Raw genomic sequence first — 24,639 nt, 5'->3', positions numbered from 1 at the left:
TACCTTTTTTCACAAAATTCTCACTTGAGATTATGAACTTAGCCAGTACTAATAAATTTCTAGCCCTATTTCTTTTGAGCGTCTTGTTTCAGCTCCCTTTACTGGCGCAAGTTGGTGTGGGAACAGAAGCACCTAAAGATGCTGATCAATTGTTTAATGGTAAAAAACGTGCGCTACACAAGAACTGGACCTACTGGGAAGGCCCTAGAATAGCAGCCGAACTTCCCATTAAATGGGAAATTGTTCCTGACCCTGTAGACAAAGGAGAAACGGTCAGTGCCAACGATCCTTCAGGTGCTGGTGGAAAATATGGTGCAGCAGATATCGTTACGAAAAAGAAATACACAGATTTTAGACTTCATGTGGAATTTCTAATAAAAAATGAAGGAGGTAACAGTGGTGTATACTTGCAAAATCGCTACGAAATTCAAATCCTGGATGGAGATAGCACCACCCATGGAATGGCAGCTATAATCAACGAAAAAGCCGCTCCCTATGAAGTTTACAATGGTATTGGCAAATGGAATGCCTATGACATCAAATTCAGGGCTGCGAGATTTGATGAAAATGGTAAATTGAGTGAAAAAGCAATGACCACTATCTATTTCAATGGGCAAAAGATTCATGAAAATGTGTCTATACAGAAAGTATGGGGAGGACCAAATTCTGGTGTCGATGGAGGAAGAGATGGAGGCGAAGGCATTACCAATCGACCAGGAGGAATCAAGCTCCAAGCCGAAGGACATGAAGTGCTTTTCCGGAACATTTGGATAGAGAGATTGAAACTAGAAAAGGCTGACACAGACTTTTAAGTAAATTATAAAAGCATCTTTCGACTTCTTCGAAAGATGCTTTTTTTTTGATGTTATCAATAGACTCCTACCTATAAAATAGCTATGGAATCCTCGGGATTATAGATTGGCAATGTTTTTGAGTCTAAGGCAAATAAAACCAATATGAACTTTAAAAAGATTTTTGGACCATTTCTCTCAGTATTAGGATTAGGAGCACTAATTTATGGGGCTTATTTATTTTTAGTACCTGAAAATGGAGACTGGAAAACCACAACAGTAAGCCTTGTTTTAGGCTTTATTTTTTTCAGTTCTGGCTTAGGCTTATTGAAATCCATGAAAGACGAAAGTTAACCAATTATTAATACCAGGTCCACCTTTTACTTTTAGGAGGGGAAAAGCATCTGTTTTCACTATCAACCTAGAAAAAATTTTTATGAGGGTTTAATAGGCAAAAACCAATTAACGATTAAAGGAGATCAGCTAATTCACCCCCTACAGGATAGGTAATTATTCCTTATGCTTTTTAACCTACCCTAATTCCCACACCATTCAGTATATTTATATGGTAAAAAGGTTCAAAATCAACTTATACACTCACCCTATAGCTATAATTTAGATAAAAATTTCAACTTTCATACAATGAAAGCAATTATTCATTGATTGTTTAGAGAATAAATCTTAAGTTAACAAGATTATTTACCCTTCATTTTCAATCAGTTGATGAAAACCCAACAACTAATCTTTAGCCTACTTGTACTGATTTTTTTTGCTTGCGAAAATGGGAAGCGACAAGATGGTCTAACGGATACGCAAAAAAAACCATCGGATGACTATATAGAAGAAGAATCTGATCCAATTTACGCCGAACATATTAGGACTTCATCCTTTCAGCATCCAGAAGAGGAGAAAAATGATTTTATTCTTCCTCCAGGATTTGACATTACACTCTTTGCCTCAGAACCTGACATCACCAAGCCTATTAATATGGCCTTTGATGAAAAAGGTAGGCTTTGGGTTTCTCAATCTTCTGAATACCCTATTAAAGCTGGGCCAGGGAAAGGCACAGACAGGATAAGTATATTGGAGGACACGAACAAAGATGGAAAGGCTGATAAAATCACAGATTTTGCCAACGATTTAAATATTCCCATTGGCATTCAACCTGTCAAAGGTGGGGCCATAGCCTTCAGCATTCCCAACCTTTATAGGTTTTATGATACCAATGGTGATGATATTGCAGACAAAAGGGAGCTTATCTTAGGGCCTTTTGAGACCAAGGACACCCATGGTATGGTCAACAATCTTTTCAGAGGAATGGATGGCTGGATGCACGCATCCCATGGCTTTAGCAATGTTTCCACTGTAGCCGGAAAGGATGGTGATTCCATAAAAATGACATCAGGTAACACCTTTCGATTTACTTTGGATGGGCAGCATGCAGAGAAAACAAGTGATGGTAGGATCAACCCATTTGGCTCAGATCTCGATAAGTGGGGCTACCACTATTCTGCGGATTGCCATACTTTACCTATTTACCAAATGATACGAGACGGCAATTACACCCAATGGGGGAAATTGGAACCAAATATGGGTTATGCACCAACGATGATGGACTATGGGCTGAATTCCACTGCCTTATCCGGGCTTGTCTACTATACAGATAATCAGTTCCCTACGGAATATCAAAACAGCTTTTATTCCGGTGATGTAGTGACTTGTAGGATCAGTAGGAGTACAATTACCTTTAATGGCTCTAGCCCAAAAGCCAGTAGGAAGGCTGATTTTTTAGTTAGCAAAGACCCTTGGTTCAGACCTGTGGACATTAAAATAGGCCCTGATGGCGCCATGTACATAGCGGATTTTTACAACAGTATAATAGGCCATTACGAAGTCCCCCTAGATCATCCTGAGCGTGACAGAAACAGTGGGAGAATTTGGAAAATCACTTATAAAGGTCAGGAAAAAACACCTATAGATTGGTCTAAAGGAAGTTTTGAGTTCTTAATAGAAAAATTAAACGATCCAGTTCTTCAAACCAGAATGATGGCCACGGATGAATTGGTGGATCGATTTGAGGATTCAGCAATACCTGCCTTAGCAAAACTAGCAGCAGATGGAAATGCACCCAATATCCAGAAGGTTCAGGTGCTTTGGGCATTGTTTAGACTTGATGCTTTAAAGGAGAATGTCCTTGAAAAAGCACTTTTAGATAAAGATGTACTTGTTCGTGTTCATGCCCAGAGAATCCTGGGAGAATACCATGACTTTGACAACCAAAAGCTGGAATGGTTAAAAAAGGGTTTAAAAGATGAAAGTGCTCACGTAAAAAGAGTCGCTGCAGAAACCTTAATAAGAAATCAAAACGCAACAATGGTTTCACCCATTTTGAAAGCACTACAAGAAGCGGATGAAGAGGACAGCCATTTAAAATATGCCCTAAAATACGCCTTATTCCAACATGCACAAAAGCCTAAAATAGCCTCAGAGATGGCCTCTAAGGATTGGTCAGCTGCAGAAAAAGAAATAGTCGCATTGGTTTTTTCTGATACAAAATCAAAAACAGCAGGTGAATTCCTAATTAAATACTTGCAAAACAATGACCTCGGGGAAGATAAATTCCTAGCCTATTTAACATCAATAACGAGAGACCTACCAGCATCAAGAATGGAAGGGATAATAGCGCTTGCAAAAGAGAAAGGACCTAAAGTCCCTGATTTCAAAAAAGCAACGGCTTTGAATAATGGCGTAAAGCAACAAGGAATGGACCTTCCTCCGGCGCTTAAATCCTGGAATCAATCTTTAAGCAGTGAAATTTTTCAAAAACACCCAACAAATCAGGCTAGCAAATCAGAAAATGATTTGGATGAATTGAAATTCGCTATTCAAATTTCAGGCTTACTTAAAATCAGTAAGAGTATCCCCCAAATAAAGCAGTTGGTAAACGATAGTCAGGAAAAAGTCGAACTTAGAACGCTTGCTGCCGATGCCTTGATGGAAATTGCCCCTCAATCACAAGTCGACTTTTTGAAGAGCTGGATGAAAGACAGCAACAGTAGCATTGGCTTTAGAAAGAAGATGGCAGAAGCCATTGCCAAAGCAAATTCGAATCAATCCTTAACGGCCTTAGTAGATGGTATCATGAACTCACCTATGGAATTGCAGGAATTCATTTCGACGCAACTTGCCACTACCAATACTGGGAAAAACCAACTGCTAAAGTTAATCAAGGAGGGGCATGCACCTGCCAGAGTATTAAAAGGCATACAGGTGGAAGAAAGATTCCTTTCAGGAGCCAGTGAAAAGCAAAAAGCAGCTTTCGCTGAACTAAAGGAAAATTTACCGCCAATAAGTGATGAAAAACAAACACTAATTGTACAAAGAACAAAAGGTTATCAAAACGACTCTTCCCAGCTAGTTGCTGGGAAAACACTGTTTCAACAAAACTGTGGGATATGTCACAGAATTGGAGATGATGGTGGAATGATTGGTCCACAACTAGATGGAGTAGGCAATTGGGGACTCGATGCCCTTGCAACAAAGGTGCTGGATCCCAATAGAAATATCTCAGAGAACTTCCGCACCTATACAATCAAACTAAATAACGGCCAAACCAGGTCTGGTTTGTTCAGAAGAGAGGATGGGCCCGTTGTGGTCATGGCCGACCAATCAGGTAAAGAATTCACCATCGCCAAAAAAGACATCGACGAGCAAACCCCATCAAATATGACCTTAATGCCAGATCATTTTGGCAATTCGCTCAGTCAATCTCAGTTCAATGGTTTAATGACCTATTTACTAAGCCTTCGATAAAATGTCAAAAGCAAACAATTTACTTCTCCCCTCCTTGTTTCTGGTTTTTTATTCTTGCACAACCTTTAGCTATGCACAATCCTCTAATATAACCTTCAAAAAAACATGTACTCACTACTCAATTCCTTGCAGAAGGGGCAGCCGTAGGAGATGTAAATAAGGACGGTTTAATGGATGTTATGGCTGGAGCTTATTGGTTTGAGGCACCTGCCTGGAAACCACATGAATTGGAAGAACCACAGCTATTTGAATACGATAAAGGCTACAGCAATGCATTTATCAGTCATGGAATGGATGTAAACATGGACGGTTGGGTAGATTTTGTAAGGATTGGATTTCCGGGTGAAGCCGTTCTCTGGTTTGAAAACCCGAAAAATGAATCAGGTTTCTGGGAGGTTCACAGCATCTGCCCCGCATTGGGAAATGAATCAGCGGGCTTTTTTGACATCGACAAAGATGGCAGAAAAGATTTGGTAGGAAGCATACCGGACTCAGGTGAAATGGTTTGGTACAAGGCACCCTCCAATTCTGAAAATTTAGCCTGGGAAAAATTCACCATAAGCGAAAAAGAGAGCCCCGGTACTGCACGATATGCACATGGCCTAGGCATGGGTGACCTTAATAGTGATGGAAATGTCGATCTAATGATAACCGATGGCTGGTGGGAATCACCGGAAAACCCAAGAACAGGACCGTGGAAATTTCACCAAGCGGATTTAGGTGAGGCTTCTGCCCAAATGTATACCCATGACCTGAATGGGAACGGTAAGGCTGAAGTAATTTCATCGGCAGCACATCAACTGGGTATTTGGTGGCATGCGCAACAGCCAACTGGAGCTTGGGAAACATACCTTATAGACACAAGCTTCTCTCAAACACATGGATTGGAATTGGTGGACATTAATAGGGATGGGAATAAGGACCTGGTAACAGGTAAACGTTATTTTGCACACATGGGCAAAGACCCAGGTGGAAAAGAGCCACCTCTCCTAGCCTGGTATGAATACCTGCCAGGAAATTCACCAAGCTGGACCAAACATATAATTGATGACAACTCAGGCGTAGGTGTTCAGGTAATTGTTACAGATTTTTTCGGAAATGATCGAATGGATATTATTGTAGCCAATAAAAAAGGAGTCTTTGTTTTTGAGCAACTAGCGATTAAACCTGGAAAAGAGAAATAATCATTCCCTTAAAGAAGTCAGGGTAAAATCAATTGTGTATCACTACTAAAACCAGCCCTAAAAAAGCCTACTCCTCGCTGTTTTTAATATCTTCCAGCAGTTGTTTCATGGAATTAATCTTTTCAGGAAATCCTGAAGATAGGTTCTCACTTTCCAATGGATCCTCTTTTATTTGATACAACTGGCCTTGTGGGCCATTGTCTTCAGGTGTCAACATAGCAGGAAAGGTAAAACCACCGGACCCTAATCCATCAATGTATTTCCAAGCGCCAGAAGTAATGGCATACATTCCTCCTGAAGATTGATGCACCATGTTATTTCTGGTTTGAAAAGACATGTTGCCCGATAAAACAGGGATAAAGGCCTTACTATCTATGGCCTCGCCTACAGGTATTTCCACCCCGGTCATCGCCGCCATTGTAGCATAGATATCCGTTAGACTTACCAAGCCTTCATAGGTATTGCTTTTTTAATACCATCGGGCCATGACAAAATAAGTGGAACCCTATGACCACCATTCCAAACATCACCTTTTTGTCCTCTGCTTCCTTTATTTGAATCATGTCCGTGTAAAAGGATTTCTTCGGCGGGCCAGTAAGCCCCATTGTCACTACTAAAAATGATTAGGGTATTATCAAGCAAGCCTTCAGCCTCCAATTTTGTTTTAATTCTACCAACCACCTGATCAATGTCCATTACAAAATCCCCATATAATCCGGCCCCTGATTTCCCTTTATTTTCTTCAGAAGGCAACCAGGGAGTATGTGGCCCTGTAAGTGGCATGTACAAAAAGAAAGGCTTGTCGGCAGATTGCTGTTCAATAAATTGCTCACCTTGATTTACGATTGTCTCCAAACATTCTTCAACTCGAAATGAAGCTGACATTTCACCCAAACGCCACCATACGCCCTTTTCCCAATAAACGGCTTTGTCATCACTGTGCTTTTTGTCCCAGGAGAATTTAGTGTTTTCTTTTCTGATAGGGTAAACAGCTGTGGTCAATACCACATCTTGATCGACTACTTTTCCATTTTCTAAAAAGAAATAAGGAGGAATGTCCAGGGATGCAGGGTGGATAAAAGAATAGTCAAAGCCAAAATCGTTAGGTCCTGACTTAACGGGTAATGTATAATCCACATTTGAATAACCTGTAGTGGAATTTAATTGAGCTTCTTTATTATCCTTTGTCCCCCAGTCCAATCCCAAATGCCATTTGCCTGTAATTGCAGTCGTATACCCTGCCTTTTTTAAAATTCCAGCGATGGTGATTCGGTCCTTTTCAATAACTGAAGGGGTAAATCCACCTATTCCTTTTGAAGCTTTAGGCGTTCTGAATGCATATCGGCCAGTTAGCAAACCATATCTTGAAGGAGTACAAACGGATGCGCTTGCATGGGCATTTTGAAATGAAATCCCATTTTTCACCAAATCATCGATATTAGGGGTATTAATTTTAGACAAGGGATTTAGCGCACTGATATCTCCATACCCCATATCATCGGCAAAGATGATAACTATATTAGGTCGTTCAGATTTCGGAGAGGACTTGAATGTAAAACCTACTAAAACACCTATTACAAGCAACAAAACCAATCCGATTAGAATATTGGTTTTGCACAAAGGGAACTTTTTAAATTGGGTAAATGATTTCAGCATAGTGGGTTTATGGCTTTTAATCTTGTGATTCAAAATCAGGATGATTCGCCCTTAAGGTGTATTGCAAAAGTAACTGGGCAATCGGTTTGTATTTAGGTATAAACCAATTGGTTCGGATAGGCCACAGGAAAATCTGTTACCTACCCGAACCAGTAGTTTACTTAATAACTCTTATAAAACAATTTTCCCGAAGGGGATAATTAGCTTACATTTTATAGTATTCTTCCCAGCCTTTTCTTGGTGGAACACCTGCTAGCAATTCATTTGCCAAGGCATGATTGGTAATTTGCTTGGTCTTTCTGTCAAATTCTAATTTGGCTCCTAATCTCTGGGACAAAACACCTAAAGAAAACACTTGACTCAAAGGTCCGGCAATCTCAAAGGAAGACCTGGTCTTTTCTTCTCCTTTACACGCTTTAAGGAAATTGGCAAAGTGGTTGGAAGGACTTTCAGGAACTTCCGGTAATTGATCAGCCATATCTTTGGCTTTCTCCTCAGGGATGATAGAAAGTGTACTGCCATGAGAGCCACCCTTAAAGGTTAGGTCTCCACCATATATAATCTTTCCTGGGTTAAGTTTAGCGGGTTGCAATTGTCCGTTACTTGGAGGTGGAATATTCGGATCAAGTTCAGAAACGCCATAACCAGCAGGAACAGGAGGTATATTGTTTTGACCGTCATACCAGGTAATGGTCATTGGCGGCATATTTCCTCTTTTCGGAAATTTAAAAGCCAATGTTGATTCCATAGGGAAAAAGAAGGTATTGTGATCATCAAGTCTTAAAGGTTCTATTTCCTCAGGTAATCCCAACTCAAGAAATTCGTGTGCAGTATCCATAATATGTGCGCCCCAATCACCTAGTGCGCCCATACCGAAATCATACCAGCATCTCCACTGACCATTGACAAGGTCTTCATTATAATCATGGTGATGAGAGGTACCTAACCAGGTATCCCAATCCATAGTAGATGGCATTGGTTGCTTGGCAGGAAAAGAATTGATCTTAGGATCCCATCCGTGCCATCTTCTACGGCCATTCATGTGAGCTGTCATAGCAGTCACATCCTTGATTATACCAGCTTCCTTCCAGGCTTTAAATTGAAAGTAATTGGCTTCTGAGTGACCTTGGTTCCCCATTTGGGTGACAACTTTGTGCTTTTTGGCACCGTCCATCATAAGCTGCACTTCATTAAATGTTCTGGCCATAGGCTTTTCAACATATACATGTATCCCCATAGACATGGCCAGCATGGTAATAGGGAAATGAGAAAAATCAGGTGTACCTACAGAAACAGCCTCGATGTCTTTGCCCATTTTATCGAACATCTCCCTGAAGTCCTTGAATCTTGGCACATCTGGAAACATCTCCATAACCTCAAGGGTATGTTCCGCTCCCATGTCCACATCACAAATGGCTACAATATTGGCAAGGCCTGTTTCATGTAATGATTTGGTGATTGATCCTCCACGGTGACCAATACCGCAGCAGGCCAAATTCACTTTTTCACTTGGTGCAATATGCCCGGTTTGATTTCCGAGGACAAATGAAGGTATTAGAGAAATACCTGCAGCACCCATGGCACTCGATTTTAAAAATCGTCTTCTTTGGTTATTCATTCTTATTGTTAATTATTTGGTCTATTGATAAATCTCTGAAAATTAAAGCACCGTTGGAGAATTGAATGCGCTTTCTAAAGATATTTTGATTTGAAGTTAATGGAAAAGTCTATAATTTCAGTCGATTTCAAAAATTACTTTAAGCAAAAAACTTGAAAAGGCTGGAAAATGCGCTTAAATTTCGGGATGAAAGTTAAGAATCACCTATTTCCTATTTTTGTTATTGCACTATTGACAGGAGCATGTAACACTTTCCAAAGTAATGATGGTCAATTTGATTTAGTGTTCTTAGACACGCTTGATATCCCTTTTGTCGGAGACATTCACGCTGGAGCCTACGCCAACCACACAGGTTTGATTTACAATTATAGATCCGGGGAATATTTAAAATTTGATAGTTTAGGCAATGTATTGGCCAAAAATACCATTCCTTCAGAAGGTGAAAATGGCTTGTTTTATGTCAATGGCCTCAAAATAATTGAAAATGGAAATATTCTAGCTAAAACAATCAGAGGAGAAATTGGCTTGCTCGATGAGGAATTAAACCTTCTAAAAAAGGTTAGTATGCCCTTTCCGAATGGCTCTCTTGATCTTAAAAGAAATCAAAATGCTATCGAAATTTATAAAGATGAATTACTTCTTTTTTACCCGGGAAGAGACAATAAAAACCCTTATAATTTAGGGTATTACAAAGACAATTTCTTGATAGAAAAATTAAATCCTAGTACGGGTGAGGCAGTACCCTATCTCAAATTATCTCCTGAAAGCAAGTACCAGGAGAACCTTCATTTTGTACCCCCTACTGCCCTAATAAGTGTTTTAGGCAATTCTCTGTATTTCGTTTTTAATAAAGAACCTTTAATCAGCAAATACAACTTGGAGAATAATGGGGCCTGGGAAAGCAGTGTTTCATTGGACTCAGAAGGATTTGTAGAAATAGAAGGGCAAGAAGTCCCAATCGGCAACGATGGGTCTGTTTTAGCAGAAGGTGAAATCACCAATCTTTTTGCTTTAGAAAATGGATTTGCTGTAGTCTATTTAGATGGGATATCGAAAAGTTCGCCCCAGAAAAACAAGTTACCCGGCAAACAATTAAAAATATACAATTATGAGACCGGATGGTCAAATCCTATAGAGTTACCATTAAACGTACTCTTTTTGCTTAACTTCACAGATGAAGGTCAATCTTTTTACGCTTTGATAAATCCTAGTTCATTACCTAAAGGCAACAAGGAAGCGAAAGTACTGAAATTGAAACTTCAACCGAAATAATAATAAGTCACTTACAACTATAGCCCAATGAAGACAAATCTCTTAAGGAAGTATTCAGTACTTATAATCCTTTGTACGCTTTTGGCATCCTGCACCTCTTCAAACAAAAGCGAAAGCATTAATATAGAAGATGGATGGCGAAGCCTGTTTAATGGAAAGGACATGGACAATTGGCGCATTAAAATAGCCAAACATGATCTAGACGAAAATTATTCCAATACTTTTCGGGTAGAAGATGGTTTACTAAAAGTAAGGTATGATGGCTACGAAGATTTTAACAAACAATATGGTCATATTTTCTACGACGAATCTTTTTCTTATTACCTGTACCGTGTTCAGTATAGGTTCGTAGGAGAACAAGCACCAGGTGGTGAAGGTTGGGCCTGGAGAAACTCAGGGGTCATGCTCCATGGACAAAACCCGGAAACGATGACCAGAGACCAGGATTTCCCTATTTCTATAGAAGGTCAGCTTTTGGGTGGCGATGGAGAAAAACCAAGAACTACCAGCAACCTCTGTACTCCCGGCACAAATGTGGTAATGGACGGAGAACTTTTCACCCCTCACTGTGTAAGTTCGAATTCAAAAACTTACCATGGCGATCAATGGGTGACTGCAGATTTCCTGGTCTTGGGAGATTCCATTATTCACCATATAATTGAAGGAGACACAGTACTTACTTATTTACAACCTCAAATGGGAGGTGGTAATGTGAGCAATCATAACCCTGATGTCAAAAAGGATGGACAATTGATTAAAACAGGATATATTTCCCTTCAAAGCGAAAGTCATCCTATCGATTTTAAAAGCGTAGAGATATTTGATTTAAGTCCTTATAAAGACGATACAGAAAAGCTAAAAGAAGTATTAAATCTATTAAAAACCCAAAGTAAAGGGCAAGTCGATTAATACAGTGCCAAGAAATAGCTAAAATCAAAAAAACAGCCACGTAATAATATCCGTGGCTGTTTTTATTTGCAAAGTCATCGCTTTTGAAGGTGGTGACCTTATTAAGTGGGTTTTATGGGAAAATACCCAGATCCGTATAAGATATCGCTATCCGTTCAAGTGCCACAATAAATCCAGCTGTTCTTAAATCCTTTATTCCTTTCTCTTTTCGAACACCGTTCATATGATGGTAAGCTGTAACCATCGTCTCTTCCAGTCCAGAATTAACAAGATCTCTTTCACTTGCCCCCTTTATAATAATCCTTTTTTGTTCCTCGCTAAAGGAATCACCCGTTGCTTTCTCTATACCTAACAGAAGCTCTTCGTACTTTTTCATGTCGTACCGCTTCTCTAATTTCCCAAAAGAAACCCTGGAAAGATTTTTCAACCACTCAAAATAGGATACTGTCACCCCTCCTGCATTCAAGTACATGTCTGGAATAATCATAATCCCCTTCTCCAAAAGAATGGTATTGGCCTCTTGTGTCACTGGCCCGTTCGCAGCTTCTCCAATAATTTTAGCCTTTATGTCATGTGCATTTTGTACGGTGATTTGATTCTCTAAGGCAGCTGGAATCAGAATATCACAAGGCTTGGTTAACAAAGAATTTCCGTCTTCAATAAACTGCCCTTTAGCATAACCTTTAAAGGTTTTATTTTCAGTTTGGTAAACTTTAATTCGCTCTATGTCTATGCCATTTTCATCCCAAATCCCCCCATTGTATTCAGCGATACCAATAATTCTAGCACCTGCCTCTGATAAATATTTTGCCGAGTAATACCCCACGTTACCTAGCCCTTGGATAATGATTTTTTACCTTTCAACCCAACTTTTAATCCTAAGGCATTCATGTCTTCTTTAACACTTACTGCTTCACGAATACCTATAAAAACACCCATTCCTGTAGCTTCCGTTCTGCCTTCTATGCCATGCTGGGAAAGTGGCTTGCCCGTAACACATCCTTTGGCATTTATTACATCTGGATTGAAAGCCTCGAAAGTATCTACAATCCAAGCCATTTCTCTGCTACTGGTACCATAATCAGGCGCAGGTACATCTATTGCTGGTCCTATGAATTTCTTTTTGATCAACTCAGAAGTATACCTTCTTGTGATTTTCTCCAATTGATCAACTGTATATTTTTTGGGATCAATCCTTACTCCGCCTTTAGCGCCGCCATAAGGTATATTTACCAAGGCACATTTATAGGTCATCAATGCAGCTAAGCCTTTTACCTCTTCTTCATTGACAAAACTACTGTACCTAATTCCTCCCTTTACTGGTAATTTATGATGGGAGTGCTGTACCCTATATCCCAGCAATACTGTGTACGTTCCATCCCCATTCTTAAGAGGAAAACTAAATTTATAAATACTATTGCATAGTTTTATTTGTTCCAATAAGCCTGGATGAATATCCATATGACTGGCTGCATCATCAACAACTTTATTTACATCATCAAACAGACTGTACTCCACCTTTGCATTCATAAAACCTTCATTTAATTTTTAAACTGAATTTCATATAATTAACTGCAAGGTCTATGCCTAAATAGTGAAACTTCTTATTAATGCTGAACCTTAAAAAATATAGTTTTATATGGTAACAAATTCCCAGAACTTAAACACTGTAAATACTATTCCGCAGGTACAAATTTCATAGGTAAGCGAACATTCTTTCCTTCAATTCCCTGAAGTGCATCCCCCATATCATTTCTAGCGTTATCAGCCATTGCTCTCATTTTATTCAATACTTCAGGATATTCCTCAATCACATTTTTGGTTTCGGAAGGGTCTTTTTCAAGGTCATATAGCTCCATTTCTTTCAGATCCGTCATCTCATATTTACCGGGAATACCATTCGATGGTTTAACAAAGTTTTCCGGAAGCGTTCTATACCTATGTGGAAAGTACAATTTCCACTTACCTGAAATAACAGCCTGAAGTTCATTTTTGTTATAATAAATAAAATAAGCCTCTTGCGGCGATTTTGCATCTTTTTCCATTTGTATCAATGGCCAAATATTTTTACCATCTATCAATTTTTGAGGTAGAGGAGCGTTAGTAATATGAGCTATGGTAGGCAATAAATCTATGGTCATTGCCATCTTATCCTGAATTTTTCCCTTCGGAACATTTCCTTTCCACTGCATAATAGCTGGTACTCGAATACCCCCCTCCCATGAAGTACCTTTGCCTTCTTTAAAAATGCCAGTGCTTCCGCTATGTGTTCCATAGGAAAGCCATGGTCCATTATCAGAGGTAAATATTACCAGGGTATTTTCTTCCAAACCGTTTTTTCTTAATGCTTGCATCACCTGACCTACCGACCAATCTATCTCCATAATCACATCTCCATATAGGCCTGCTTTAGATTTTCCTTTGAATTTATCAGAAACAAAAAGAGGTACATGAGGCATACTATGAGCCAGGTAAAGAAAAAATGGCTTTTCGTGGTTTCTGTCAATAAAGTCCACGGCTTTCTCCGTATACCAAGTTGTCAAAAGGCTTTGATCCGTAAGGGTATCGATTATGGTTTCATTTTGATAAAGTGGAAGCGGTGGATAGGCATCGGGGTTTTCTGGGTGATAAGGCCACATGTCATTGGAATAAGGAAGCCCAAAGAACTCGTCAAACCCTTGCTGGGTTGGAAGAAATGGTTCAAGGTGTCCTAAATGCCATTTACCCACAATGCCTGTAGCATATCCTTTTGGTTTTAGAACCTCAGCTATAGTTGTCTCATCAGGAGATAATCCATGCTTACTTTTATCCGAAAGTGCCCCGAAAATCCCAAGCCGATTCGAATAACATCCTGTTAGAAGAGAAGCCCTGGATGCAGAACATACTGCGTTGGCTACATGAAAGTTGGTGAATTGAACACCATCTGCAGCCATTTTATCTAGATTGGGGGTGGATATATTTTCCGCACCAAAAACCCCTACATCTCCATATCCCTGATCATCCGTGAAAATGATTACAATATTGGGTTGATTTGGTTTTTCACCGGCTTCTTTTTTCTCCGAATAAGTTGAACAGCCTGCGACTGAAGCTATGATTGCAAGAATGAATAAATAGTGAACGCTATTAAAAGGCATTGGAAAGTTAGGAATCATCTGTGTCATATTTATAAATGACAGAAGATACCGAACCCAAGCCATTTAACAAAGCCATAAGTTGATATTTTGCACTTTACCCAAAGAATTGAAAGGTAAATATTTACTATAAGATTAGAATGGTTGGGGACCTCTTAGAAATTTACAATTAGGGCTGTACCCGCCAAGCTAAAAGCTAGCCATTAGAATGTTAGTGAAAGTCCAGCTATGCCTGGCTTTTCGAAAGGTCTTTTTACTTTAATAGTAAATTTCTCAGATCAATTGACTGGCAGGGTGGCTGTTTCTAACCAAAATTTCTGTAAGGAAGAAATGGCCTTCATGAAATCAGTAACCTCAACAGGCTTGGTAATGTAGCAATTTGCAAAATTCTGATAAGATAAATCAATGTCTTTCTTAGAACTGGAAGTAGATAGGATGATCACAGGGATTTGTTTATAGCAATCATGGTTTTTTAGCTCAATCAAGACTTCATGCCCACTTTTCTTGGGAAGGTTAACATCAAGTATGATTAAATCAGGTGTAGCTTGTTCTTCAAACCCATTTATCTTAAAAATAAAGTCCAGTGCTTCTTGTCCGTCACGAGCAATGCTGACCCTACTTTCATTTTCACTTTCATTTAAGGCTTCGGTTGTTAAAAATATGTCACCTTCATTATCCTCTACCAATAAAATATGTGCTGATTTCATGTTTTTCTTAATTCTACTACATTAATACCCCCATTCAAAATGCGAAGTATGTTAAAATTTATTGGTCTGAACATAAAAACAAAATTGCTTTTATTCATTTCAAACACTCTCAAATCAGATACTTATTAAATTTATCTATCAATCACATAAAACTAAAGAGACACCCATTAAATATAAAAATAAATTTAATGGTAGAAAAATCTTTCCTCTATTAAAATCAATTTAGATAACTAAAAGCAATTTATTTTAAATAAACCTCAAATGTCAGTGAAATGAAAATTCACCAATCCTACCAAGGACACACGAAATTATCGTATTTTTTTTATTTAGCAGTATTTTTGAGAAAAAATTTAATGATTAATCAGAAATAATGTGTTTTTTTTATTTAAGTATAAGATACTTAGTAATTATTTCCACCAAATCACCTTTACCAATTCTAAGTTTGTATTTAAATCACTCAAAAATATAAATCAAAGAGTGATAGCAAATAAAATCAGTCTAATTAGCTAAAATTCCCCTTCCACCTTATTGTCATTTACAATGCATTAAGTAGGCACTATAACCATTGCTTAAAAAAACAATGGTAACACATGGTTGCTTTACGATAAGCCTAAAAAAAAGTAAATTGCTTTCTCTTAAATACCTTTGATATAGGCCATAGCAAAAGCCTGCCTACAAGACAGGCTTTTGCTATGTTCTATCTATTAATCCTCCCAAAGATCTGATTGACGGAAAGGACTTCCAGGTACCTCTGTAAAGAATGTACCATCAATATACCTGTGATGACTATTGATATCAGCAATAGATTTCAAGTCATCCGCCTGCAATTCAACATCTTTGGATTCAAGGTTCGCTTTTATTCTTTCCTTGTTGGCTGATTTAGGAATAACCGCAATATCTCTATGAAGAGACCAAGCGATCAATACCTGAGCCACTGAGACGCCGTGCTTTTGAGCAATGTCTTTAAAAACCTTGTGTTCCATCAAGATAGGATCATCATCTTTCTGTCTGGCTTTGGGCCTATCAGCAGATCCCAATGGCGAATACGCCGTAATATTGATGCCATTTTCCTTACAAAAACCTACCAATCCGTCTTGAGGTAAATAAGGGTGTAATTCAATTTGATTCATCTCAGGAGCAATGACACAAGAATCAAGTATTTCTTTCAGTTTTGAAATATTGAAATTGGAAACACCAATATGCTTGACAAGTCCTTTGTCCTTAAGGGCTTCCATTCCTTTCCAGGTATCTGAAAGAGGCACAGTTTTATAATCAAGAAAATCATCTCCACTTTTGGGAAACATCACTTCTTCTTTTAAAGATATAGGCCAATGAATCAAGTAAAGATCCAGATAGTCTAACTGAAGATCTGCTAATGATTTTTGAAGGCCACCCTCCACCTTATCCATTTCGTGCGCATTGTTCCATAACTTGGAAGTTACCCAAACTTCTTCCCTACTTACGATTCCATCTTTAAAAGCTTTATTTAAAGCATCGCCTACTTCTTTTTCATTTTGATAGATGGCTGCACAATCAATGTGTCTGTAACCTGCCTCAAGTGCCCATAGTACTGCCTGATATACTTCTCCTGGACCGGATTTCCATGTCCCTAAGCCCAGCATAGGCATTTTATCTTGATTTTTAAATGTTATGTATTTCATAGTTCAATTCTTTGTTGTTCTAAAACTTAAAGACATTCTTCCCAGATATCAGAAAAATCATAAGGGCTAACCCCACCTACCCAGGCACCGCCATGGGTATATCGATAAGGTCCTCCAAGATTATCTATAATAGACATATCCTCTTCATTAAGACTCAATTGACTTGCTGCAAAATTCTCCTCTATTCGTTGAAAATTAACAGATTTAGGCACTACAGACACTCCCTTATTAATCGCCCATGCAAGCACCACCTGCGCTACTGAGGCAGAATATTTCTTTGCTATAACCGACAATTCCTTATTGTCAAGTAATATCGGATGGTCAACTTCATTGTCTGCAACCCTATACGCTGCACCTAAGGGGCCATACCCAGTAATTAGAATGTCATTTTTATCACAATAATCCTTCAACTCAACTTGAGGTAGGTAAGGATGAAATTCTACCTGGTTGACAGTTGGCATTTGTGAAGCATTTGCTTTAAGGGATTCAATTTTGGCTGAGTTAAAATTAGAAACTCCAATTTGACGCGTGAGCCCATTTTCTTGAAGCTTCTCCATTTCGGCCCAGGTTGCGCCCAGAGGAGCCTCTTCTTTGGTCAAAAAGTCAGATGCTTCGGAAGGTAATCCAACACCTTTTTTTAAAGCTATAGGCCAATGAACCAAATAAAGATCAAGGTAATCCAACTGTAAATCACTCAAGGTCTTCTTTATGGCTGGGAGTACATCATTTGGCAAGTGGGAATCATTCCATAATTTCGAAGTGATCCATAAATCCTCCCGCTTCACTAAACCTTTGGAAATGGCGTCACTTATTGCGCTCCCTATTTCATTTTCATTTTTGTAGACAAGCGCACAATCTATGTGTCTGTATCCCACCTTTATGGCGTGAAGAACAGCTTCATAAACTTCATTCGGTTTTGACTTCCAGGTTCCCAGGCCAAGGGATGGCATTTTGTCTCCGTTCTTAAATATTAAGTTTTTCATTTTTGTTGGTTGTGTAGTTTAAGTCGAAAGCTATTTTAATGGTTGACAATCAAAATTGATCCTAATCAATATTTGATTCATTTTAATTTAAGAAAGTTCTGCGGAATGCAGTGGAATCCAAAAATCTCAATTATTAAACAAAAATCAGAAGATCAAGTTTCATCACAAAGTGTTTAAATTCGATTTTTTTAAACCAACAAATCCTCAATAACCCGTCCGGAAACATCCGTAAGCCTAAATTTTCTTCCCAAATGCCTATAAATCAATCGCTCATGATCCAAACCTAATTGATGCAATACGGTAGCCTGAAAATCATGCACATGAACCGGATTTTCAGTGATATTATAACCCAACTCATCAGTGGCGCCATAAACCATTCCAGGTTTTATTCCTCCACCAGCCATCCAAATGCTAAAACATCTTGGATGATGATCTCGACCATAGTTATCTTTCGTCAATTTTCCCTGGGAATAATTCGTCCTGCCAAATTCCCCACCCCAAATGACCAGGGTTTCATCCAAAAGTCCTCGTTGTTTCAGGTCCTTTATCAATGCCGCCGAAGCTTGATCTACGTCTTTTGCCTGTTCGGCCATTTGATTAGGAAGGTTACCATGATGATCCCATCCCTGATGGTACAATTGTACAAACCTGACCCCTGATTCTGAAAGCTTCCTGGCTAGCAGGCAATTTGCCGCAAAGGTTCCAGGCTTCCTGCTGTCCTCACCATACATTTCAAAAACACTTTCGGGCTCTTTAGATAAGTCAGTAGCTTCAGGCACTGCAGTTTGCATCCTATAAGCAAGTTCATACTGTGCCACTTTAGCTTGAATCTCAGGGTCTCCCACTTTTTCATAAGCATGTTGATTTAAAGCAGCTAAATTGTCCAGCATTTTCCTTCTTCCAGCCTTACTCATACCCTCCTGGTTGTTTAGGTAGAGTACAGGATCTTCGCCATTGCTAAACTGGACCCCCTGATGTGCAGAAGGTAAAAAACCATTGTTCCAAAGTTTTGAATAGACGCCTTGACCATTTCCTTTTCCTTTGGAAAGCAACACCGTAAAGGCTGGCAAATTATTGTTTTCACTTCCAAGTCCATAGCTTAACCAGGAACCCATGCTGGGCCGATTACCTTGTTGGGCACCCGTTTGAAAGAAGGTAAGTGCTGGATCATGATTGATGGCCTCCGTGTGCATGGATTTCACAATGCAAATATCATCGACAATCTTGGCCGTATGAGGGAAAAGCGAGCTAACCCAGGCCCTTGCTTCACCATATTGCTGAAAATCACAAAAAGACCCCACCATAGGAAAGGTAGTTTGACTGGCCGTCATCCCCGTAAGCCGCTGCCCTTTCCGTATAGATTCTGGTAACTCCTGCCCCCAAAGGTCTCGTAGTTTTGGTTTGAAATCGAAGGATTCCAATTGGGAAGGGGCTCCATTTTGAAACAAATAGATCACCCTTTTTGCCTTGGGAGCAAAATGAGGCAATCCCAGGTCTTTACCATCTGACCCACTCAAGTCAGCGCCACTAAACAAATCAGGTATTAAAAGCGACCCTAAAGCCGCACTTCCTAAGCCTAAACTTAATTTGGAAAGAAAATGTCTTCTATTGAGGTTTAATCGATGATTTAAAAATTCCTTTTCCATGGTTTAAGCTTTTGTAATAGTGGCTTCCAAATTATAAATAAGTGCAATGACCTGCATCAAAGCAGCATGTACGGCCACAGGTATTTCATCCGTCAGTGGAAACTTCCCTACGTCCAATATTTTTATTGCTTTGGAGTTGTCTTCGTTGTATTCATTAAGAAACGTTTCAAAATGATTCATTAAAATTGTTCGTTCACTTTCATCAGGCTTTCTGCCAATAACACTGTAAAAGGCATAATTCACCCCAACTTCCACATTGTCATCTTTTTTTAATAATCTACCGGCAAATACTCTGGAGGCTTCCAGGACAACGGGATCATTCATCATCACCAAGGCTTGTAAAGGAGTACTGGTTTTTAACCTTTCCACCTCGCAGGCATCTCTGTTGCTTGCATCAAATAGCATCATATTGGGTGGTGGGACTGTTCTTTTGATAAAAGTATAGAGCCCTCTCCTATACAAGTATTGCCCTGTATCCAATTGGAATATTGAGAGATTCCCTCTGCCGGATGTTGCTGCCTCCCATAATCCTTCGGGCTGGTAAGTTTTTACAGATGGCCCGCCTACCTCATCATTTAACAAGCCACTAGTCGCTAACACCAGATCTCTTATTTCTTCTGCTTTTAACCTTCGTCTGGGAAATCGTGCCAGGAACCTATTGTCCGGATCCTTTTCAAAACTTTCTGCATTCACATTAGAAGATTGCTGATAAGTGGCTGACAACATAATTTTCTTTAATAGGTACTGAATGTCCCAGCCATTATCTATAAAGTCTACTGCCAGCCAGTCAAGTAAAGCTTGATTGGTTGGCAAATTACCCTGCAGTCCGAAATCTCCAGGTGTATCGACTAATCCTGTCCCAAAAATCTCCTGCCAAATCCTATTCACATATACCCTCGCTGTCAATGGATTGTTAGCATCAAATAACCATTTTGATAATCCCAGCCTATTTTTAGGTAGGTTTTCCGGAAATGGAAAAATGGAAGCAGGAACACCAGGCTCTACTTGCTCACCATGCGCATCATATTCCCCTCTTTCAAGAATAAAAGTGGATCGAGTGCTATCCAAATCCCCCATCACGGCCACCTTCAATACCGTAGATTCTTTGAGTAGAGAATTGTAATTGGCGCCTTTAAGCATTCCCGTCATCATTCTGGTCATTCTGCTGACACTATCTGGCATATTTATGAATTGAAGTACTTCCTTAGCTGTTGTCTCACTAATTTCCATCAAGGGGTACTTTGCAGGACTTTTCTTGGAAAAGCCTGGTGTGGATTCTTCAATTCCCCATTCCGCTACATTATTGAAAAAAGCATAGGTTTGAAAATATTCTTTCTGAGAAAAGGGGTCGTACTTATGGTCATGGCATTGAGCACATTCCAAGGTAACGCCCAACATTGCTTTACCCAAGGTGTTGGTTCTATCTATGGCATACATGACTCGGTACTCTTCATCTATGGCACCCGACTCCTCTGTAATTTTATGGTTTCGGTTAAATCCTGTAGCCAGTAACTGCTCCATACTTGCCTCAGGCAAAAGGTCACCGGCAAGTTGCCAGGTAATGAACTGGTCGTAGGGCATGTTTTCATTGAATGCATGAATGACCCAGTCTCGCCAAGGCCATTGGGTCCGGTAATAATCGTCCTGATAGCCATGACTGTCTGCATACCTGGCAACATCCATCCAGGTCACGGCCATTTTCTCCCCATAAGCTTTTGACTTAAATAACCTATCAACGGTTTCTCCTACATCAATTGGACTTTCAGCCATTTGGTCCAAATCTTTAGGATTGGGTGGTAAGCCTGTAAGGTCAAAGTAAAGCCGCCTACTTAAGGTCAAATTATCCGCTTTTGGAGAAGGCCTTAAATCTGCTTCCTCCATCTTTTCCAGTACAAAATAATCAAGTTCATTCTTTGCCCATTCCTCATTTTTAACCTTCGGAAGTTGCGGTTTCTTTGGAGGCACGAATGCCCAGTGGGGTTCATAGACAGCGCCTTGATTTATCCACTTCTTTATAAGTTTGATTTGGTGATCATTAAGCTGCAAATTAGAGGAAGGAGGCGGCATTTTCTCTTCTGCATTGTCAGAAAGTATTCTGAGAAAGGCCATGGAGGAATTCGGATCACCAGGAACAATGGCATGCTTACCAGGACTTTCTGCCAATGCTGCATAAGCATCTTCCTCTTTATCCAATCGAAGGCCAGCTTCTCTTTTATTGGCATCAGGGCCGTGACAAGTAAAACAGTTTTCAGAAAGAATGGGCCGGACATGAAGGTTGTAACTGATATCATTAGGGAAATTGACTGTTTCATTTCTTTGGCTTTCTTCGCAGCCTAAAACTAATATCACGAAAATCAACCATCCCCAAATTGGTAACATCCAATATAACTTCACTGCCTTTTCGCTATTCATATCGTTAAAATAGTTATTTAAGGTGTAAAAGCAAAGCCATTGTTTTTAGAGCAATTGATTTACAATTTTTACGGATTTATCAAAAAACAAAAGCAATCCAAAACGCGTCAATTGTTTGATTTTAAGCACCATAAATTCTTAGATGAAAATTTAGAAGAACAGCTTAAGAAAATAAATATTGGCAAGCATACAATATTTAATTTTCTGGCATACTTTTTATTATAGTATCCTTGTCTAAAGAGACATTAAAAAGAAAATAAGAAAATGAGAACAAGCATCGTTGTTATGATGATCGTCGCAACCAGCCTGGTGGCATCTTGCGGCAAAAAACCTGTAGAATCACAAATCGACACTACTATCGAACAAGAAGAGGTAGAAATCGAAATGGAGAATGAGGAAATAATTATAGAAACTGAAGATTCAGTGGAAATAGTTGAGGAAGTAGTGATTTCTGCGCAATAAATCGCACTAAAGCTGTCACAATATGTGGCAGCTTTTCTTTTTTAAGGAAGGCTATTATTTTTTAAAAATTACTTTTTTAGCCTTCTCAATTAAATTAGCATTCTACACTTTACCACAAATTTCTCCACATTTACTCAAAATATCCCCAGCATTGTTTATGGTATTTTTAGCATAGGGTTTAAATAAATTTAGTATTCAGGTTAGCCTGGGTACTCATTAATTCTTTATTAACCACTTAATTTTGTTGTTAAATCTCCTTAGGGTTAAAGTGTTAACGGCTTTAGAAAGAACAAAAAATAAAATGAGGACAATCCTGAAATAATTAAAAAAGAAGTAGATTTACCGCTTAAATGAGAAAACTAAAAGATATAAAAATGTCGCTTTCATTACTACTCTCCGGAGCAGTAATGATATGGTCATTCTTGTTACCGTTTTCCCCAACACAAGCGTTTAACACTTCCAATGAAAGGGAAGCCTCAGTTAAAGCACTTGGTTACGTAGATTTCTTTGCGCTTCCATCCGTATACGAAGAAGGGAACGCTTTCAAAAATTTTTTAAGTGAAGGTTTATTCGCAGGAATAAAGAACCAGGAGTTTTCTTGGAACCCCACCCCTGGTTTAGGTGTAAAAACCTTTATCCCATACAATTGGGTGCTTTATCATTACCTAAAACAAATCCTCTTTCCATTCCATTTCTTTTGGTAATAATGTTTGATTTTTCTTTGCGCTTCCGTGATTCACGGAAAATGCAAACAACAACGTATTGCTTAATGCAATTTGAGGGTACGTCTTATAAACACCAAAGACTAAGAGAAATTTAAATTAGCGAAAGGAACCGTATAATTTAGCCAAATATTCAATCAAATAGGGCTATTAGTTCTCCAATTAAGCTTTTTCTCAATTTCTACATTAGCAATAGGTGTAACCTTAAATTAACAATAGGTATTCTATTTGGAAATAAATTCATTCCCTGGGAAAGTTCAGAAAATCCCATTGAATAAGCTGGGTTTAACCAAACATTCCGGACCTATTGTTTTTTCCCAAACGCTTAAAACAAAAATAAAATGATTGTAGATATCGAACCAGTAAGCTTGGGGATATCCCTAGCTGCAATATTGGCATTTATTGCCCCTATATATATTAGCAAGAAAAAACAAACCAATATCCAAAAATCCCACCAAAGAAAATTCACTGACGAAGCAGAAAAAAATGGCCTATTGCTAAAAGAGAAGGACTTTTGGAGAGGCGGGTATGGCATTGGTATTGATTTTGAAAAGCACAAGCTCCTATTTATGGATCCTCAATCACAGTTAGGGTTTCAGTTGGTTTCCACGGATAACATTTCGCACCTGGACATGCAAAAACAAAGTCGACATGTAGGAAAAGGTTCAAATAAATCAGAAATAATTGATAAATTATCATTGATCATAAATCATTCTTCAGAACAATCAGGGAAGTCAATTTTGTGTTTTTTTGATGGTGACAAGCATTCGGATTTATCTGGTGAGTGGCCATTAATTCAAAAATGGAATGCCATCTTACTAAAACAGATCGCAGCTTCAAAGCACAAATAACAAGTTCATCTTTAGTAGTATACAATCCCGTTTAAGGTTTTACTTTAAACGGGATTTCTTTTTATACTATTCTTATATCTGGCAATTTTATATAAGTATGCATTTGTACGAAAAGTTGTGTATCTATGCTTCTTAAATTTGATGATATATGAAGTTTTTAAGTTCTCAAATAAGCTACCTGCTTCAAAACAAACCCCACAGGCGAAACCTCAAATTATTATTTAGGTTTTTATTTATATTACTTGTCTTGATTGTAATTTTCACCATTACTTTTCACCTTATCATGTTGAGTGAGGGCAGGTACTTTTCATGGGTTACAGGGCTATACTGGACTTTCACAGTAATGACCACCTTAGGTTTTGGGGACATCACTTTTGAAACAGATTGGGGCAGGGTATACACCATGGTTGTATTACTTTCAGGCATGTTGTTTTTGCTGGTTTTGTTTCCATTTACCTTCATCAATTTTTTTTACGCCCCTTGGATGAAAGCGCAGGAACAATCTCGGGTACCTAAAGTATTAGATCCAACGATTAGTGGACATGTTATTTTTACCCATTATGACGAGGTATCAATAGCTTTGATCAAAAAACTGAAAACATTCAAGATCTCCTATGTACTACTTGTTCAGGATTTCACAGAAGGATTAAGGTTAAGCGAGATGGAGATAGTGGTAATGTTAGGAGATCTCGACGACCCCCTTACCTATAAAAATGCAGGTATAGACAAAGCCAACCTTGTGGCCTCCACTTCTTCAGATGTAGTCAATACCAATGTTGCTTTTACGATAAGAGAGGTCAACGAAAATATCCCCATCATAG

Annotated in this window: 19 protein-coding genes and 1 pseudogene; 10 read left to right on the top strand and 10 right to left on the bottom strand. The window is 38.8% G+C overall.

Annotation, left to right across the window (positions count from 1 at the left end):
* Positions 1–32: 32 nt before the first annotated feature.
* The 4 genes from ADICYQ_RS01520 to ADICYQ_RS01505 all read left to right on the top strand — a co-directional run bounded on the left by ADICYQ_RS01520 (position 33) and on the right by ADICYQ_RS01505 (position 5,788).
* Complete coding sequence (locus ADICYQ_RS01520; RefSeq protein WP_040413896.1) at positions 33–812, top strand: 3-keto-disaccharide hydrolase; 780 nt, start codon at positions 33–35, stop codon at positions 810–812.
* 144 nt (positions 813–956) lie between these two features.
* Entirely contained in the window at positions 957–1,145 is a 189-nt protein-coding gene (locus ADICYQ_RS01515) for a hypothetical protein (protein WP_020893234.1), read from the top strand.
* Between the two features lie 369 nt (positions 1,146–1,514).
* Entirely contained in the window at positions 1,515–4,604 is a 3,090-nt protein-coding gene (locus ADICYQ_RS01510; RefSeq protein WP_020893233.1) for a PVC-type heme-binding CxxCH protein, read from the top strand.
* Positions 4,605–4,783: 179 nt separating this feature from the next.
* Positions 4,784–5,788, top strand: a complete 1,005-nt coding sequence (locus ADICYQ_RS01505; RefSeq protein WP_020893232.1) for an FG-GAP repeat domain-containing protein — start codon at positions 4,784–4,786, stop codon at positions 5,786–5,788.
* A gap of 67 nt (positions 5,789–5,855) precedes the next feature.
* On the opposite strand, the gene ADICYQ_RS28025 is transcribed toward ADICYQ_RS01505, so the two are convergent.
* The 3 genes from ADICYQ_RS28025 to ADICYQ_RS01495 form a co-directional block, all read right to left on the bottom strand.
* Complete coding sequence (locus ADICYQ_RS28025) at positions 5,856–6,236, bottom strand: alkaline phosphatase family protein (protein WP_235114246.1); 381 nt, start codon at positions 6,234–6,236, stop codon at positions 5,856–5,858.
* Positions 6,230–7,444 (bottom strand): sulfatase family protein, encoded by a 1,215-nt coding sequence (locus ADICYQ_RS01500; RefSeq protein ID WP_235114245.1) that lies wholly within the window; start codon positions 7,442–7,444, stop codon positions 6,230–6,232. The genes ADICYQ_RS28025 and ADICYQ_RS01500 overlap by 7 nt, the downstream gene beginning before the upstream one ends.
* 205 nt (positions 7,445–7,649) lie before the next feature.
* Positions 7,650–9,062 (bottom strand): Gfo/Idh/MocA family oxidoreductase, encoded by a 1,413-nt coding sequence (locus ADICYQ_RS01495; protein WP_020893229.1) that lies wholly within the window; start codon positions 9,060–9,062, stop codon positions 7,650–7,652.
* Positions 9,063–9,248: 186 nt separating this feature from the next.
* Here ADICYQ_RS01495 and ADICYQ_RS01490 point away from each other — a divergent pair, with 186 nt between their 5' ends.
* Both ADICYQ_RS01490 and ADICYQ_RS01485 read left to right on the top strand, forming a co-directional pair.
* Positions 9,249–10,334 carry a hypothetical protein gene (locus ADICYQ_RS01490; RefSeq protein ID WP_146948513.1) on the top strand — a complete coding sequence of 362 codons (1,086 nt, stop codon included), beginning with the start codon at positions 9,249–9,251 and terminating at the stop codon, positions 10,332–10,334.
* Between the two features lie 27 nt (positions 10,335–10,361).
* The gene (locus ADICYQ_RS01485; protein ID WP_020893227.1) at positions 10,362–11,243 is read left to right on the top strand and encodes a 3-keto-disaccharide hydrolase; all 882 of its coding nucleotides are present in this window, start codon (positions 10,362–10,364) and stop codon (positions 11,241–11,243) included.
* Between the two features lie 112 nt (positions 11,244–11,355).
* On the opposite strand, the pseudogene ADICYQ_RS01480 reads toward ADICYQ_RS01485, so the two are convergent.
* The 7 genes and pseudogenes from ADICYQ_RS01480 to ADICYQ_RS01450 all read right to left on the bottom strand — a co-directional run bounded on the left by ADICYQ_RS01480 (position 11,356) and on the right by ADICYQ_RS01450 (position 21,783).
* A pseudogene (locus ADICYQ_RS01480) lies at positions 11,356–12,773 on the bottom strand (Glu/Leu/Phe/Val family dehydrogenase).
* A 146-nt stretch (positions 12,774–12,919) separates the two neighbouring features.
* The gene (locus ADICYQ_RS01475; protein ID WP_020893224.1) at positions 12,920–14,395 is read right to left on the bottom strand and encodes a sulfatase family protein; all 1,476 of its coding nucleotides are present in this window, start codon (positions 14,393–14,395) and stop codon (positions 12,920–12,922) included.
* A 257-nt stretch (positions 14,396–14,652) separates the two neighbouring features.
* The gene (locus ADICYQ_RS01470) at positions 14,653–15,081 is read right to left on the bottom strand and encodes a response regulator (RefSeq protein ID WP_020893223.1); all 429 of its coding nucleotides are present in this window, start codon (positions 15,079–15,081) and stop codon (positions 14,653–14,655) included.
* A 704-nt stretch (positions 15,082–15,785) separates the two neighbouring features.
* Entirely contained in the window at positions 15,786–16,742 is a 957-nt protein-coding gene (locus ADICYQ_RS01465) for an aldo/keto reductase (protein WP_020893222.1), read from the bottom strand.
* Between the two features lie 26 nt (positions 16,743–16,768).
* The gene (locus ADICYQ_RS01460; protein WP_040413871.1) at positions 16,769–17,725 is read right to left on the bottom strand and encodes an aldo/keto reductase; all 957 of its coding nucleotides are present in this window, start codon (positions 17,723–17,725) and stop codon (positions 16,769–16,771) included.
* Between the two features lie 188 nt (positions 17,726–17,913).
* Positions 17,914–19,371 carry a DUF1501 domain-containing protein gene (locus ADICYQ_RS01455; RefSeq protein ID WP_020893220.1) on the bottom strand — a complete coding sequence of 486 codons (1,458 nt, stop codon included), beginning with the start codon at positions 19,369–19,371 and terminating at the stop codon, positions 17,914–17,916.
* 3 nt (positions 19,372–19,374) lie between these two features.
* Entirely contained in the window at positions 19,375–21,783 is a 2,409-nt protein-coding gene (locus ADICYQ_RS01450) for a PSD1 and planctomycete cytochrome C domain-containing protein (protein WP_020893219.1), read from the bottom strand.
* A 264-nt stretch (positions 21,784–22,047) separates the two neighbouring features.
* On the opposite strand from ADICYQ_RS01450, the gene ADICYQ_RS01440 reads away from it, so the two are divergent.
* The 4 genes from ADICYQ_RS01440 to ADICYQ_RS01425 all read left to right on the top strand — a co-directional run.
* Positions 22,048–22,245, top strand: a complete 198-nt coding sequence (locus tag ADICYQ_RS01440) for a hypothetical protein (protein ID WP_040413868.1) — start codon at positions 22,048–22,050, stop codon at positions 22,243–22,245.
* A gap of 350 nt (positions 22,246–22,595) precedes the next feature.
* Positions 22,596–22,949, top strand: coding sequence for a hypothetical protein (locus tag ADICYQ_RS01435; protein WP_020893215.1), 354 nt, complete (start codon positions 22,596–22,598; stop codon positions 22,947–22,949).
* A 359-nt stretch (positions 22,950–23,308) separates the two neighbouring features.
* Entirely contained in the window at positions 23,309–23,818 is a 510-nt protein-coding gene (locus tag ADICYQ_RS01430) for a hypothetical protein (RefSeq protein ID WP_020893213.1), read from the top strand.
* Positions 23,819–23,966: 148 nt separating this feature from the next.
* Positions 23,967–24,639 (top strand): ion channel (locus tag ADICYQ_RS01425; protein ID WP_040413863.1); only part of this gene is annotated, 673 nt, incomplete at its 3' end.

Source organism: Cyclobacterium qasimii M12-11B (assembly GCF_000427295.1).
In the GTDB taxonomy this organism is placed as follows: Bacteria; Bacteroidota; Bacteroidia; order Cytophagales; family Cyclobacteriaceae; genus Cyclobacterium; species Cyclobacterium qasimii.
The sequence above is the reverse complement of the archived record's forward strand: the minus strand, read 5'-3'. Positions and strand labels throughout refer to the sequence as shown.

Excerpts from the sequence above, each read along its gene's own strand:
- ADICYQ_RS01505 (WP_020893232.1), top strand. The coding sequence starts at position 4,784 with ATGGCTGGAGCTTATTGGTTTGAGGCACCTGCCTGGAAACCACATGAA.
- ADICYQ_RS01455 (WP_020893220.1), bottom strand. The coding sequence starts at position 19,371 with ATGGAAAAGGAATTTTTAAATCATCGATTAAACCTCAATAGAAGACAT.
- ADICYQ_RS01520 (WP_040413896.1), top strand. The coding sequence starts at position 33 with ATGAACTTAGCCAGTACTAATAAATTTCTAGCCCTATTTCTTTTGAGC.
- ADICYQ_RS01485 (WP_020893227.1), top strand. The coding sequence starts at position 10,362 with ATGAAGACAAATCTCTTAAGGAAGTATTCAGTACTTATAATCCTTTGT.
- ADICYQ_RS01515 (WP_020893234.1), top strand. The coding sequence starts at position 957 with ATGAACTTTAAAAAGATTTTTGGACCATTTCTCTCAGTATTAGGATTA.
- ADICYQ_RS01475 (WP_020893224.1), bottom strand. The coding sequence starts at position 14,395 with ATGATTCCTAACTTTCCAATGCCTTTTAATAGCGTTCACTATTTATTC.
- ADICYQ_RS01470 (WP_020893223.1), bottom strand. The coding sequence starts at position 15,081 with ATGAAATCAGCACATATTTTATTGGTAGAGGATAATGAAGGTGACATA.
- ADICYQ_RS01450 (WP_020893219.1), bottom strand. The coding sequence starts at position 21,783 with ATGAATAGCGAAAAGGCAGTGAAGTTATATTGGATGTTACCAATTTGG.
- ADICYQ_RS01465 (WP_020893222.1), bottom strand. The coding sequence starts at position 16,742 with ATGAAATACATAACATTTAAAAATCAAGATAAAATGCCTATGCTGGGC.
- ADICYQ_RS01510 (WP_020893233.1), top strand. The coding sequence starts at position 1,515 with ATGAAAACCCAACAACTAATCTTTAGCCTACTTGTACTGATTTTTTTT.
- ADICYQ_RS01495 (WP_020893229.1), bottom strand. The coding sequence starts at position 9,062 with ATGAATAACCAAAGAAGACGATTTTTAAAATCGAGTGCCATGGGTGCT.
- ADICYQ_RS01490 (WP_146948513.1), top strand. The coding sequence starts at position 9,249 with ATGAAAGTTAAGAATCACCTATTTCCTATTTTTGTTATTGCACTATTG.
- ADICYQ_RS01435 (WP_020893215.1), top strand. The coding sequence starts at position 22,596 with ATGAGAAAACTAAAAGATATAAAAATGTCGCTTTCATTACTACTCTCC.
- ADICYQ_RS01500 (WP_235114245.1), bottom strand. The coding sequence starts at position 7,444 with ATGCTGAAATCATTTACCCAATTTAAAAAGTTCCCTTTGTGCAAAACC.
- ADICYQ_RS01460 (WP_040413871.1), bottom strand. The coding sequence starts at position 17,725 with ATGAAAAACTTAATATTTAAGAACGGAGACAAAATGCCATCCCTTGGC.
- ADICYQ_RS01440 (WP_040413868.1), top strand. The coding sequence starts at position 22,048 with ATGAGAACAAGCATCGTTGTTATGATGATCGTCGCAACCAGCCTGGTG.
- ADICYQ_RS01430 (WP_020893213.1), top strand. The coding sequence starts at position 23,309 with ATGATTGTAGATATCGAACCAGTAAGCTTGGGGATATCCCTAGCTGCA.